The sequence below is a fragment of the Streptomyces siamensis genome (assembly GCF_039543605.1).
Taxonomy (GTDB): domain Bacteria; phylum Actinomycetota; class Actinomycetes; order Streptomycetales; family Streptomycetaceae; genus Streptomyces; species Streptomyces siamensis.
Genome location: NZ_BAABKB010000036.1, coordinates 31,824 through 45,539, shown reverse-complemented (window position 1 = coordinate 45,539; position 13,716 = coordinate 31,824). Strand labels below are relative to the sequence as shown.

Genomic DNA, 13,716 nt, shown 5'->3' with positions numbered 1-13,716 from the left:
CGGCCCGGGTGAACCGGGCCGGCCCTGACGGCAGTCGGTCAGGCGGCGTTGGCCGTGCCGACCTTGCTGTGCAGGCGGTGGACGACCTCGGTCAGTTGCTCGGCGACCTCACTGTCGTCGGCGGGGTGGGTGTCCGCGAAGCGGGTCACGGAGCCGGGGATGGAGAGCTTCACGTCCTCCAGGACGGTGCCGCCCGCGATGCCGACGGCCTTGCGGGCCTCGTCCTGCGCCCAGACGCCGCCGAACTGGCCGAACGCGGTGCCGACCACGGCGACCGGCTTGCCGCCGAAGGCGCCCGCGCCGTACGGGCGGGACAGCCAGTCGATGGCGTTCTTGAGCACGGCCGGGATCGTGCCGTTGTACTCGGGCGAGAAGAGGAGGAAGGCGTCGGCGCTGCCGGCGGCCTCACGCAGCCGGGTGGCGGCGGCGGGGACAGCGCCCTCGACGTCGATGTCCTCGTTGTAGAAGGGGATCTCGGCGAGCCCCTCGAACAGCTCGACCTCGGCGCCTTCCGGGGCGAGCCGGACGGCCGCCTCCGCGAGCTGGCGGTTGTGGGACCCGGCGCGCAGGCTGCCGACGAGCGCGAGGATGCGTACGGACATGGTGTTCTCCCGAAGCTGAAACATTGCCGCAATAAACCGGACCGAGGTCCGTTTAAAGGTGTACCACTTAAGCGGACCGCAGTCCAGTTGTCCCCGGCTGCGGCTACGCTGGGTGCATGTCCACCCCTCTTCCGGAGTTCCCGACGCCGCAGGACCCCGCCGCCGAACCCGTCCTGATGGAGTTCGCCACCCCCGCCGAGGCCCCGCAGCTGCGCGCGGACGCGGCGCGCAACCGCGCCCGTCTGCTGGAGGCCGCCGCCCGCCTGGTGGAGCGGCACGGAGTGGCCAATGTGACGATGGAGGCCGTCGCCGCCGCGGCGGAGGTGGGGAAGGGGACCGTCTTCCGGCGCTTCGGCGACCGCACCGGCCTGCTGACGGCGCTGCTCGACCACACCGAGCAGCAGTTCCAGACGGCCTTCATCAGCGGTCCGGCACCGCTCGGCCCCGGAGCGTCGCCCCTGGAGCGGCTGCACGCCTTCGGCTGTCGCGCGCTGCGCCTGACCTCCGACCAGCTCGACCTGTACCTCGCGGCCGAACCGAGCCCCTCCCGGCGCTTCAGCTCCGCGCCCTACCGCGTCCGCTTCATGCACGTGTGCATGCTGCTGCGCCAGGCCGCACCGGCCGCGGACATCGAACTGCTCGCCCAGACCCTGATGGGGTCCCTGGAACCGGCCCTCGTCCACCACCTGACCCGCCAGCGCGGCATGCCGCTGGAGCGCCTGGAGTCCGGCTGGCACGACCTGGTGGACCGCACGGTCCGCCCACCGGCCGCCTAGCGTCGGTCCGGCACCCGACCTCGTGCCCGGTCGCGCCGTCGGCCCGGGGCCGCCCGCCGTCTGGCGCCCGCTCGCCGCCCGGGCGGACAATGCCGTCATGGCGCACCGCCTCGACGATGTGAGCGCACCCGCACGGCTGGCCGGTCCCGACGAGGGCATCAGCCAGGAGGAACTGGCCCTCGCCGCCCGCAACCACGGGATCCCGCTGGAGGCCCTGAGGTACGACGTGACGCCACCGGGCCTGCACTATGTGCTGACCCACTACGACATCCCGTACGCGGACGAGGGCTCGTGGGAGCTGGTGATCGGCGGGCGGGTGCGCAGGCCCCTGCGGCTGGGGATCGACGCGCTCAGGAAGTACCCCGCCGTGACGAGCCGGGTGACCCTGGAGTGCGCGGGCAACGGCCGGGCCCTGCTGACCCCGCGCCCGGTGAGCCAGCCGTGGCTCGTGGAGGCGGTCGGCACTGCTGAGTGGACCGGTGTGCCGCTGCGGGTGCTGCTCGCCGAAGCCGGGATCGAACCCGGCGCGGTGGACGTGGTGTTCACCGGTGCCGACCACGGGGTCGAGCGCGGGATCGAGCAGGACTACCGGCGTGCCCTGCCGCTGGACGTGGCCCTCGGCGACGCGCCCGAGGTCCTCGTGGCGTACGCGATGAACGGTGGCCCGCTGCCCCCGCAGCACGGGCATCCGGTGCGCCTGGTGGTGCCCGGCTGGTACGGCATGGCGCATGTGAAGTGGCTGCGGGACATCACCGTGGCGGACGCGCCGTTCACCGGGTTCCAGCAGGCCGTGGCCTACCGGCTGCGGCAGGACGCCGACGACGAGGGCGAACCGGTCACCCGGATCGCCCCCCGCGCGCTGCTCGTCCCGCCCGGCTTCCCGGACTTCATGTCCCGGACGCGGGTGGTCCGGCCGGGACCCGTCGCACTGGAGGGCCGGGCCTGGTCGGGCCGGGCGCCGGTGACCGGCGTCGAGGTCAGCACGGACGGGGGAGGGTCGTGGCGGCCGGCCGAACTCGGCCCGGGGGACGGTCACCCCTGGGCCTGGCGCTCCTGGCGCCTCGCCTGGACGGCCACACCCGGACAGCACGTGCTGGGTGCCCGGGCCACCGACGCCGAGGGGCACACCCAGCCTCTCGATCAGCCGTGGAACCGGGGCGGCTTCGCGAACAACCTCGTCCAGCGGGTGCCCGTTCTCTGCCTGGATCCCGGCGACGACGGGTGACGGGTGGCCGGGCGGGCCCCTCGCGCTCCCGGCCACCCGCGGCGCCCGTCAGCTGAACGGGTCCAGCGTGACGTAGGCCTGCTGCGGACTGCCGTCGTGGACGAGCGACTCGTGGTTGCCGACGTCGTCGAACGCGAACGCGTACGCCTTGCCGTCGGCCATCTGCGCATGGACGGCGCGCGCGTAGTGGTTGGTCACCCCGTCCTGGTAGAAGCCCGCCGAACTCGTGTCGGGCTGGTTCGGATTGGCCAGCAGGGTGGAGCGGTTGAATCCCGCGCACAGCGTGCGGGAAATGGGCCCGCGCACCAGGTCGTTGGGTGCGTCGAGCCGCTTGTAGCAGCCGAAGACGCTGTCGGAGTCCGGCTTCTGGAAGCTGGTGACGACGGCTCCGGAACCGTTGGTGAAGTTCATGACGCCACCGGAGACGCGGCCGAAGTACTTCGTGCCGGGCTGGTCGGTGAACGGCGTCACCGTCAGCGTGGACGAACTGTACTTCTGCCAGACCCGGTTGATGTAGTCGTCCATCACCGTGGCGGGCAGTGCGCCCGCCTCGATGCCGTGCCCTGGGGCGAGAGCGCGCAGGACGGTGCCGTCGGACCGGGTCTGGATCAGGCCGGCCCAGCCGCCGGACTGCGCCCGCAGCGCGTTGAAGAACCCGTTGTACCCGCCGGGCTTGAGATGCCCGGTGGTCCTGGTGCTCCCGTCGCCCGCCTGGACGCCGACGGCGTACGGGGCCGAGAACATGTCGACCTGGGTGCTGTTGATCCACAGTCCGGAGTCGTTGAGCGTGTATTCGGACCAGTTGAAGAGGATGTTGCGGTTCGGGTCGCTCGGGTTCTGCACGGCCGGCTGCACGAGACCGCCGGTGGTCAGCCGGAAGTCGAGTTTCTGCCCGTAGGAGAAGTAGAGCCGGCCGGAGAACTTGGGGATGCGGATCGTCTTCGACTGGCCGTTCGCCGGTCCGGCGATCGAGGCGTCCGGCGCGGGAGTCGGCGGGTTGCCGCCCGCGGGCCAGGCGTGGAAGGTGCCGTTCGCGTCGGCCCAGCCCTGCTGGCCGGTCGACAGCAGCGTCCCCAGGTCGTAGACGTAGACCGGGTCGCTGCGGCCGGAGTTGTTCGTGATCTTCAGGGGGATGGTCGCCGGTACGGCCGCCTCGGCGCGGGACGGTGTCCCGAACGCGAGGAGCGACGCCGTGAGGGTGGCCGCGGCCACCGCCAGAGCGCGCCATCTGGGTTTTCCGGGCACTCTCTACCTCCTTGACGTGGGGGTTCAGCGAGGTGGATTCCTGCGGACGGTTGTCGTCCGCTTCCTCTGAGAGCGCTCTCAGAATTGCTCGGCGTAGAGTGCATGTCAACGATTCACGCAAAGTTGGTCCGGTCCAACTTCCTTTATTTCGTGCGGTGTTCACACGAGACAGCGGTGGTGCCCGGTGATGGTTCACCAGCGGGTGTCCCAACGAGGCCGTGCGGTCTGGGGGTTGACCCCGCCTGTCACTCACTGGTTCAGTGGATCAGCCACTCATCCACTCGCCTTAGGGAGAACCGTGGAGGCACTGCCCCGCGAGACCATCGTGGACGTCCTGGAAGACCGGTTGCGCACGGACATACTCGACGGCCGTCACCCGGCCGGGAGTTATCTGCCCCCCGAGCGACAGCTTGCCGACGGGTACGGAGTCACCCGCACCACGCTCAAGCACGCCTTCGGTCGTCTCGTCCAGGCCGGCCTGCTGGAGACCCGGCACGGCGTCGGCACCCGGGTGCGTGACTACGCGCGCCTCGGCGGGGCCGACCTGCTGCCGATGCTCGTACGCCACGACGCCAAATGGGTCCACGAGGTCTTCGAGGTGCGGCGCGGCGTCGGCGCGCTGATCGCCGGGCGGGCCGCCGCGAGGGCCACCCGCAGACAGCACGCCGAACTCCGCACGCTCCTCGCGGCCGTACGGGACGCCGAGGACGCCGACGCGGTGCAGCTCGCCGACGTCGAAGTGCATCGCGCGCTCGCCCGCGCCACCGGCAACCGGGTCTACGTCCTGCTGACGAACACGCTCTTCAACGCGTACCTGCCCGTCCGTTCCCTCCTCAAGGGACCCTTCACCGACCCGGAGACCGCCCATGACCGGCTGGCATCGGTGGTGGCGGCGGTGACCGCGGGCGACACCGGACAGGCGCACGCGGCGGCCGAGGCCTACCTCCGTGCCACCGAGCGGATCATGCTGGACGGTCTCGCATGAGGGCCACCGAGTTCACCGAGACCATGCTCGGCACGGTACGGCTCGACGCCGAGCCGCGCGAACGGCGGCTCAGGCTCGACCTGCGCGCCGAAGCCGACACGGTGCTCCGCCCGCACCGGACGACCATGGCGCGCCTGACGGGCCGGGCACGGATCGCCGGGCTCGCCGACGACACCGGGGCGAAGGGCGAGCTGGAGGTGTCACCGCTCGCCCGCCGGCGCATCCGCTACCGGCTGACCTTCACCGCCGACGGACGCGTCCTCACCCTCGACGGCTGGAAGTCCGTCACCCCGCGCCGCCCGGTCGCGTCCATGACCGTCCTGCCGTTCACGCTGTACGAGGGCGACACGCGGATCGGCGCGGGCGTCCTGCGCTTCCCGCTGCTCACCGGTCTGCTGCCCTTCCTCCTCAGCTTCCGCTTCCCGCGGCGCGACACCCAGGCCGAGCTCCTCGCCCCGCGCTGGAACGGCACCCCCGGGCGCACCGAGGTCTGGTACACCACGCTGACCGACCCGGCGACCGGCACCGGGATCTGGCTGCACCACGAACTGACCGCGCCGGCCGACGGATCCGAACCGACGGCCCACGGCTGGGTCGCGGCCTTCCCCCGCGAGGGCGAGGTGCGGCACGCCCGCTTCGGACCCGTCCCCTGGACCCGGCCGGAGCACGGATTCACGAGCGACGACGTGACGGTCACCGCCGGACACCTGACCGGCAGCGCCGACGACTTCCACTGGAAACTGACCGAACGCCCGCAAGAGCCACCGCTGTTTACCTTCCCGCGCTGGGCCTGGCGCCGTCCGCTGCTGCCCGCGGCACAGATGCTCCCGGCCGCACGCGCCGCCTACGACGGAGAATTCGCCTACGGCGACCGGACGCTGACCCTGCGCGGCGCGCCCGGCGCCTCGGCCCGCATCTACGGCCACGGCAACGCCCAGCGCTGGACCTGGCTGCACGCGGACCTCGGCGGCGGCGACGTCCTCGAACTGGTCGCCGCGGTGTCCACCCGCCCGGGACTGCGGCGGCTGCCGCCCCTGGTCTTCCTGCGCCTGCGCCACCGGGGCCGGACCTGGCCGCGCCGCGCGGAACGGTCGGCCGTCGGCTGGCTGGGCATCGGCCGGTTCCGGGCCGGATTCGGGCTGCCGCGATGGACGGTGACCGGCCGGACCGCCCTGCGCCGCATCCGCGTCGAGGTCGACCAGCCCGCCGAGCGGACCCTCGTCCTGGAGTACCGCGACCCGGACGGCGCCCGAGCGGTGTGCCGCAACAGCGAGACCGCCGACGCCCGTGTCGTGCTGGAACGCTGGTGGGGCCGCTGGCGCCCGGAGGCCTCCTGGGTCCTGGACCGCACCGCGCACGCCGAGGCGGGCGACCGGTGACCGCCGCCGGATTCGTCGCCGCGCTGCTCGCGGACACCGGCGACGAGGAGTGGCCCGCCCGCGTGCCGGACCGGCTCGACTCCGTGCTCGCCTCGCTGCCCCTGCCCGCCCGGGCCGGAGTGCACACCGCGGTCGCCGCCCTGGACGCGTACGCCGCCCTGCGCGCCGGCCGGCGGCTGGCCGCGCTCGGCGCCGACGAACGCGAGAACGTGCTCCGCTCGCTCGCCGCGCGTCCCGGACTCTCCCCGCTGCTCGACGTCCTCAAGGTGCCGGTCATGCTCGCCGCCGGCACCGAACGGATGCCGGTCCTGCCCGCACCCGCCCGGGCGCCCGAGGACCCGCCCCTCGACTGCACCCCGGCACGGGACTGGCCCACGCGCTCCACCGCCGACGTCGTGGTCGTCGGGTCCGGCGCGGGCGGTGCGGTGGCCGCGCGGACGTTCGCCCTCGCCGGACTGAGCGTCGTCGTCCTTGAGGAGGGCGAGCACCACTCGACCGCCTCCTTCGGCCGCCGCGCCCCGCTCGACCGCTTCACCGAGCTGTACCGCGACGGAGGCGCCACCCTCGCCCTGGGCCGGCCGCCGCTCCTGCTGCCGGTCGGCCGTGCGGTCGGCGGCACCACGGTGGTCAACTCCGGCACCTGCTACCGCACGCCGGACCGTGTGCTCACACGCTGGAGCCGGCGGTTCGGATTCGCGCTCGCCGAGGGCCTCCCGCCCCGACTCGACGAGATCGAGCGCACTCTGCGCGTGGCCACCCAGCCGCTCGACGTGCTCGGCAACAACGGCCTGCTGGCGCTCGCGGGCGCAGAGCGGCTCGGCTGGCGGGCGGGCGCGCTGCGGCGCAACGCGCCCGGCTGCAAGGGCTCGTGCCAGTGCGTGGTCGGCTGTCCCACCGGCGCCAAGCAGAGCGTGCAGCTGTCGGTCCTGCCCGACGCGTGCGCCGCCGGCGCCCGTATCGTCACGGGCGCACGGGTCCGCCGCATCCTGCTGGACCACGACCGTCCCGGAGCACCGCGCGCCGCCGGCGTGCGGGTGCGGCGGCCCGACGGCAGCGAGCTGGAGATCCTGAGCCCGCTCGTCGTCACCGCGGCCGGCGCGCTCCAGACACCGCCCCTGCTGCGCCGTTCCGGACTGGGCGGGCACCCACGCCTGGGCCGGAACCTCAGCGTGCACCCGGCCACCAGCGTCGCCGGGCGCTTCGCGCAGCCGGTCACGTCCTGGCGGGGCGTGCTGCAGAGCGCAGGGGTCGAGGAACTGCATGACCGCGGGATCCTCATCGAGGCCACGGCCAGCCCTCCCGGGATGGGCAGCTTCGTCCTCCCCGGCCTGGGCCGCGAGCTGCGGCGCGAACTGGAGGACTCGGAACGTCTCGCGACCCTCGGGGCCATGATCGCCGACCGCCCCTCCGGCCGGGTCCGGGGCCGCGACCGCACCCTGGTGAGCTACGACCTCGATCCCCGTGACGGCGACCGGCTGATGACGGCCGTACGCGCGATGGGCCGCCTGCTGTTCGCGGCGGGGGCCGAGGAGGTCCTCACCGGTGTCCCGAGCGCGCCGCGGGCCCGCTCCGCAGGCGAGCTCGACGAACTGCTCACCCGCGTCGGTGCTCGCGACCTGCACCTCTCGGCGTTCCACCCGACCGGCACGGTCGCGGCCGGTGCCGATCCCCGGCTCGCTCCCACGGACCCCGAGGGCAGGCTCCGCGGGGTCCGCGGAGTCCTCGTCGCGGACGGCTCCGTGCTGCCCGGCTGCCCCGAGGTCAACCCGCAGCTGAGCATCATGGCGGCCGCACTGGCGATCGCGGAGACCTGGCTCGAACGGGAGTGAGGCGGCCGCACGGGCTGACCCACCACCCCGAATGGGTCACGCGGTTCGCGGACACCGGGCCGGGCGCCGAGCATGGGAACGTCCCGTACCGCGGCCAGAGGACGAGCCTTCATGACCACACGTACTTCCCACGGCAGAACCCGGACCGGCCGGATCGCGGTCCTGGCGGCAGCGCTCGCGTGCGGCTCCCTGCTCGTCTCGTGCGGCTCGGGTGACGACAGCGGCGGCTCCTCCGTGAGTCCTCGCCCGACGCCGCCGAACACCGCCTCCTTCGGCGGGACGGCGCCCTCCGCCATGGCCTCGGCCGCCTCCTCGATCATCGAGTCGGCCCGCGGCCAGGCGTCGGCGGCGGCCTCCTCCGCCGCCGCCCGCGCCTCGGAGTTCGAGGCGTCCGTCTCCGCCGAGACCGCGCGCTCGGCCGCCGTCGCGGAGAAGGAGCTCAAGGACGTCAAGGACGGCGGCAACGCGCGGTCGGAGGTCGCCATGACCGGACTGCCCACCGCGGAGACCGGTGGGCTGCGCGCCGTGCTCGTCACCATCACCAACAAGACCGACAAGAAGGCGTCGTACGCCGTGCAGGTCGACTTCAAGAACCCGGACGGCAAGGTGGTGGAGACGAGGTTCGTGGGAGCGGAGAACCTCGAACCGGGCGCCCGCAAGCAGCCCATCGTGATCAGCAGGCAGCCCACGGAGCCCCAGCTGACTCCCGCACTGGCCAAGGCCCAGCGCTACTGATCCCGCCCGCGACCGCTCCTCGGGCGGCCGCGCCCCGCAGCGCCCGCCCGGCCGGTACGGCGGAGCGCGGTGCCTCCCCAGGGCGCGGGCGACACCCTCGGCTCCGGGCGGGCGATCACCGACGTCAGGCCTCCGGTTCCCGCACCAGGTGGATCAGCGCACTCGACCAGTCTCCCCGCGGCAGGTCCGGCTGGAGGCCGTACTCGGTGAGCACCGTGGCGTGGTGGACGGTGTCCGTGGCGGTGTCGCGGTAGCGCGCTCCCGGAGCGAGACCGCGCAGGCGGACCGGCCGGTGCGGGGCGCCGTGGCCCGCGGTCCTGCGGCTCGCGAGCAGTACGGTCTCCGCGGCGTCCGGGGCGGTGTACTGGACGGCGCAGACACCTTCCTCGGTGGGTGGTGACAGACGGTCCATCCGGCCGTGCTGGACGAGATGGCGCACCCGCTTGTACTCGGCGACCAGGGCCGCGCCCTCCCGTAGTTCGTCCTCCGTCCAGCGGGTGAGGTCGCCTCCGATGCCGAGGGCCCCGGCCATCGCCACATGGAAGCGGAAGCGCAGCGGAACGGTCCTGCCGGTGAGCTGGTTCGGCACATCGGTGACCCAGGCGCCCATGGTGCGCGCGGGATAGACTTGGCCGTAGCCGTGCTGGATCCACATCCGGTCGGCGGCGTCCGTGTTGTCCGATGCCCACGCCTGGTCCGTACGGGACAGGATGCCCAGGTCGACCCGGCCGCCCCCGCCGCTGCACGACTCGATCCGCAGCCCCGGGTGGTCCGCGCGCAGACGGTCGACGACGGCGTAGAGGTTGCGCACGTACGCGGGACCGAGACGGTCCGCGCCGTCGGGCCTGCCGGGCCAGCCGGCCTCGCTGAACGCCCGGTTCATGTCCCACTTCAGGAAGTCGATGCCGTGGTCGCCGACCAGCCGGGTCAGCCAGTCGTGGGCCCAGTCGGCGACGTCCTGGCGGGCGAAGTTGAGGACGAGCTGGTTGCGGAGCTCGGATCGCCGGCGGCCCGGGAAGTGCAGCACCCAGTCCGGGTGGTCGCGGTAGAGGTCGCTGTCCGGGTTCACCATCTCCGGCTCCACCCACAGACCGAAGCCCATTCCCAGGTCGTGCACGGCCCGGACCAGCGGCCCCAGCCCGTCGGGGAAGCGGTCGGGAGCGGGCGTCCAGTCACCGAGACCGGCCCGGTCGCTGCGCCGTTTCCCGAACCAGCCGTCGTCGACGACGTACAGCTCGACCCCTAGCTCCGCCGCCCGCTCCGCGAGCGCCTTCTGACCTACCTCGTCGACGTCGAAGCCGGTCGCCTCCCAGGAGTTGTAGAGCACCGGAGCGGTCTCGTCGCCGTGCGGCAGGACATGGGCCAGCGTGTACGCGTGCCAGGCCCGGCTGGCCGCGCCGAACCCGCCGTCCGTGCACAGTGCCGCGAAGCGGGGAGTGGTGAACTCCTCGCCGGGCGCGAGGGGAACCGTCGTCCCGTCGTGCCCCGCCCCGCCGGTGAATCCGGCCCGCCCGTCCGGGGTGCGCTGCACGGTGACGCGCCAGCTCCCGCTCCACGCGAGGGCGGCGCTCCACACGCGCCCATGGTCCTCGGTCGCCTCGCCGGCGTCGAGCATCACCCAGGGGTTCGCGTGATGGCTGGTGATCCCGCGACGACTCGTCAGCACGGTCTCGCCGTGCGGGAGGGGCTCGCGGCGCAGCCGGCTCTCGGCGGACCACTGGCCGGTGACATGGCTGAGCCGGTAGTCGCCGAGCGCGGGCAGGGACCATGCCGCCGAATCGGCCCGCACCAGGGTGACCTGCTCGTCACCGGCGTTGCGAACCACGGTCCAGCGCTCGATGACGTCCGTGTCGGGCCGCACCCGGTAGTGCAGCGTGACGTGCAGGGGGTGGCGACGGTCGCGGAACTCCAGCGCGAGTTCGCCGTCGTGGACGCGGTGCCCGGTGGGCTGCCACTCGAAGGCCCGGGATCCGTCCGCGAAACGGACCTGGAGGGACGGCGGGCCGTAGCGGGTCCCGCCGTCCACGGGGAGTTCCTCACCGACGCCAGGTCTTCCCTCGAAGCTGCTGACCTCGGCGGGTGGGGGCCCGGCGAGTTCCTCCGCTTCCGCGAGTGTCAGCCTCGGGCCCCACGCGAGATGGCAGGGCGCCCCGGAGGCGTCGACGCGCAGCGCGTACGACGTGCGCGGTGTGGTCAGCAGCCAGACCCCGGTGTCCGGGGCGAAGGAGATCATCTACGGGGATCCTCACGTTCCGCTCGTGCCATGAGACGTTCGAAAGCCAACCCTGACCTTCGATCGCGTGTCAACACCTCGCGTGTATCTGTCTTTTGCAGGTTGACCTCGCCTCACAGCGGAGTCTCAAGATAATCCTGTTTCTTTCATTGACAGCAGAAAATAAGGGACCTAGGTTCCGGGCCATGCGTTCGACCTCTCGCACCGAGGCGTTCTTGGCCCACACCCCCGCCGCCTCCCAGATCTTCACCACCGTGCTGTCCCACGGCCCGCTCACCCGGTCGGAGATCGCCGGGCGGACCCGTCTGTCGGCGGCCGCGGTCACCAAGGCGGTCAAGCCCCTCATCGAGGCCGGCTATCTCGTCGAGGACGTCGACGAGGATGCCCGGCAGCCCTCGCTCGGGCGTCCCGCCAACCCGGTGCGGGTGGACGGGGGACGGGCGCTGTTCATCGGCGTCAAGGTCACGGGCGACGAACTCATCGCCGTGCTCACCGACTTGTGCTGCCGCATCAGGGTCGCCCGGCACCTGCCCCTCCGCAGCCGGGATCCCAAGGCCGTGCTGGCCTCGACGGCGGCACTCGTCCAGGAACTGCTCGCCGAGGCCGACGGCTTCGGAGTCCGGGTCCAGGGGCTCGGCATCGCGGTCTCCGGCGACGTGGACCGCACCGCCGGAGTGGTGCGCTACTCGCCCTTCCTGGACTGGCGTGACGTGCCGCTCGCCGAACTCGCCGGGATGACCACGGGACTTCCCGTCACCGTCGACAACGACGTCCGGGCGCTGACCGTCGCCGAGCAGTGGTTCGGCGCCGGAGTGGGGCTGTCCGACTTCGCGCTGGTCACCGTCGGCGCCGGCATCGGCTGCGGACTCGTGGTGCACGGCCGGGTCGTGTCCGGCGCGCACGGCGTGGCCGGCGAGATCGGGCACGTCGCCATCGACCCGGCGGGTCCCCTCTGCCACTGCGGGAACCGCGGCTGTGTCGAGGCGATCGCCGCGGACTCGGCGATCGTCGCCCAGGTCCGGGAGGCGACCGGCGTCGACGTGGCCGACGCCGCCGCGGCACTGGACCTGGCACATACGGGCGACCCCGGCGCCCGTGAGGTGTACGCGCGGGCGGGCGAGGCGATCGGCCGGGCCCTGGCGACCGTGGCCAACCTGCTCGGTCCCGAGCGGGTGATCATCTCCGGCGAGGGCCTGGCCGCCTACGACCTGTTCGCCGGACAGATCCGTGACGCGTTCGCCGCGGCCGCCTTCGGCTCGGCCGCGCGGTGCGACGTCCAGACCCGCCCGCTGCCGTTCGAGGAGTGGGCGCGCGGGGCCGCCGCCACCGCGATCCAGTCCTTCATCAGATCAGACACGCACTAGCACGCACGAGGAGTAACGATGACGCAGCAGAGCCGCCCTCACCTGGCTGCGCGCGGCCCAGGCCGGCGCAACGTGGTCGGTGGGCTGTTCGGACTCGGCGCCGCCGCCCTGGGCGCACCCCTGCTGAGCGCCTGCGGCGGGGGAGCGGGGGCCGACCCGAAGACGGTCACCTTCGGGTCCAACGGCGCCGACGCCACCCCCAAGTCGGCCTACGCCGCCGTCACCAAGGCGTTCGCCCGGGACAGCGGACTGAAGGTGAAGACGAACACCGTCGACCACGACACCTTCCAGAAGAGCATCTCCACGTATCTCCAGGGCACCCCGGACGACGTCTTCACCTGGTTCGCCGGCTACCGCATGCAGTACTTCGCGAAGAAGAAGCTCTGCAGCCCCATCGACGACGTCTGGGACTCGATAGGCGCCAACTTCAGTGACGCCACCAAGCAGCTCGCCCGCGGCGAGGACGGCAAGTACTACTTCGTTCCGCTGTACAACTACCCGTGGGCCGTCTTCTACCGCAAGAGCCTCTTCGCCGAGCGCGGCTATCAAGTCCCGACCAAGTGGAGCGAGTTCATCGCGCTCGCCAAACGGATGAAGAAGGACGGCCTCGCGCCCGTCGCCTCCGGCTACGGCGGCGGCGACAGTTGGAGCATCCTCGGCGCCTTCGACTACCTCGACCTGCGGGCCAACGGCTACGACTTCCACATGTCGCTGATGCGCGGCGAGGTCTCCTGGACCGACAAGCGTGCCGTCGCCGTCCTCGACCTGTGGCGCGAACTGACCCCGTACTACCAGCAGAGCGCCGGCGGCCGTTCCTGGCAGGACGCGGCCCAGTCGCTGCTCGACAAGAAGTCCGGCATGGCCGTTATCGGCCTGTTCCTCGGCCAGCAGGTCACCGACGAGAAGATCCGCGCCGACATCGACTTCTTCCCCTTCCCCGAGATCGACGCCGCCCACGGACAGGACGCGGTCGAGGCCCCCACCGACGGCTTCATGCTCAGCCGCCGGCCCAAGAACGACGACGGTGCCCGGAAGTTCCTGGAGTTCCTCGGCGGCGCCGGGGCCGAGGAACTGTACATGGGCGTCGACCCCAGCAACCTCGCCGTCAACACCCAGGCCGACACCGGCTCGTACAACGCGCTGCAGAAGAAGTCCGCCCAGCTCATCGCCTCCGCCAAGCACATCAGCCAGTTCGCCGACCGCGACAGCGATCCCGGCTTCATCTCCACCGTCGTCCTGCCCGGCCTGACCGAGTGGCTCGGCCACCCGGACGACGGCACCGGAACGCTGAAGAAGATCGAGTCCCAGCGCTCCCGCTTCTTCACCGGCTGACCAGGACCGGA

Annotated in this window: 11 protein-coding genes; 8 read left to right on the top strand and 3 right to left on the bottom strand. The window is 72.5% G+C overall.

Annotated elements, in window-relative coordinates:
- Positions 1-38: 38 nt before the first annotated feature.
- Positions 39-602 carry an NADPH-dependent FMN reductase gene (locus tag ABEB03_RS36005; protein WP_345657107.1) on the bottom strand — a complete coding sequence of 188 codons (564 nt, stop codon included), beginning with the start codon at positions 600-602 and terminating at the stop codon, positions 39-41.
- A 116-nt stretch (positions 603-718) separates the two neighbouring features.
- Between ABEB03_RS36005 and ABEB03_RS36000 the strand changes: the two genes are divergently transcribed.
- Complete coding sequence (locus tag ABEB03_RS36000) at positions 719-1,378, top strand: TetR/AcrR family transcriptional regulator (protein WP_345657106.1); 660 nt, start codon at positions 719-721, stop codon at positions 1,376-1,378.
- Between the two features lie 97 nt (positions 1,379-1,475).
- Positions 1,476-2,603: a sulfite oxidase gene (locus tag ABEB03_RS35995; protein WP_345657105.1), complete on the top strand. Its 1,128-nt coding sequence runs from the start codon at positions 1,476-1,478 to the stop codon at positions 2,601-2,603.
- 48 nt (positions 2,604-2,651) lie between these two features.
- Here ABEB03_RS35995 and ABEB03_RS35990 read toward each other — a convergent pair whose 3' ends face one another.
- Entirely contained in the window at positions 2,652-3,848 is a 1,197-nt protein-coding gene (locus tag ABEB03_RS35990; protein WP_345657104.1) for a glycoside hydrolase family 64 protein, read from the bottom strand.
- A gap of 298 nt (positions 3,849-4,146) precedes the next feature.
- Between ABEB03_RS35990 and ABEB03_RS35985 the strand changes: the two genes are divergently transcribed.
- The 4 genes from ABEB03_RS35985 (at position 4,147) to ABEB03_RS35970 (ending at position 8,776) form a co-directional block, all read left to right on the top strand.
- Positions 4,147-4,833 carry a FadR/GntR family transcriptional regulator gene (locus ABEB03_RS35985; protein ID WP_345657103.1) on the top strand — a complete coding sequence of 229 codons (687 nt, stop codon included), beginning with the start codon at positions 4,147-4,149 and terminating at the stop codon, positions 4,831-4,833.
- Entirely contained in the window at positions 4,830-6,212 is a 1,383-nt protein-coding gene (locus ABEB03_RS35980; RefSeq protein ID WP_345657102.1) for a hypothetical protein, read from the top strand. Before ABEB03_RS35985 ends, ABEB03_RS35980 begins: the two co-directional genes overlap by 4 nt.
- Positions 6,209-8,041 (top strand): GMC family oxidoreductase, encoded by a 1,833-nt coding sequence (locus ABEB03_RS35975; protein ID WP_345657100.1) that lies wholly within the window; start codon positions 6,209-6,211, stop codon positions 8,039-8,041. The genes ABEB03_RS35980 and ABEB03_RS35975 overlap by 4 nt, the downstream gene beginning before the upstream one ends.
- Positions 8,042-8,152: 111 nt before the next feature.
- Positions 8,153-8,776, top strand: coding sequence for a hypothetical protein (locus ABEB03_RS35970; protein WP_345657099.1), 624 nt, complete (start codon positions 8,153-8,155; stop codon positions 8,774-8,776).
- A 124-nt stretch (positions 8,777-8,900) separates the two neighbouring features.
- On the opposite strand, the gene ABEB03_RS35965 is transcribed toward ABEB03_RS35970, so the two are convergent.
- Positions 8,901-11,009 (bottom strand): alpha-galactosidase, encoded by a 2,109-nt coding sequence (locus tag ABEB03_RS35965; RefSeq protein WP_345657098.1) that lies wholly within the window; start codon positions 11,007-11,009, stop codon positions 8,901-8,903.
- Between the two features lie 185 nt (positions 11,010-11,194).
- On the opposite strand from ABEB03_RS35965, the gene ABEB03_RS35960 reads away from it, so the two are divergent.
- Positions 11,195-12,373 carry an ROK family transcriptional regulator gene (locus ABEB03_RS35960; protein WP_345657097.1) on the top strand — a complete coding sequence of 393 codons (1,179 nt, stop codon included), beginning with the start codon at positions 11,195-11,197 and terminating at the stop codon, positions 12,371-12,373.
- Positions 12,374-12,391: 18 nt separating this feature from the next.
- Positions 12,392-13,705 (top strand): ABC transporter substrate-binding protein, encoded by a 1,314-nt coding sequence (locus ABEB03_RS35955; protein ID WP_345657096.1) that lies wholly within the window; start codon positions 12,392-12,394, stop codon positions 13,703-13,705.
- Positions 13,706-13,716 lie beyond the last annotated feature (11 nt).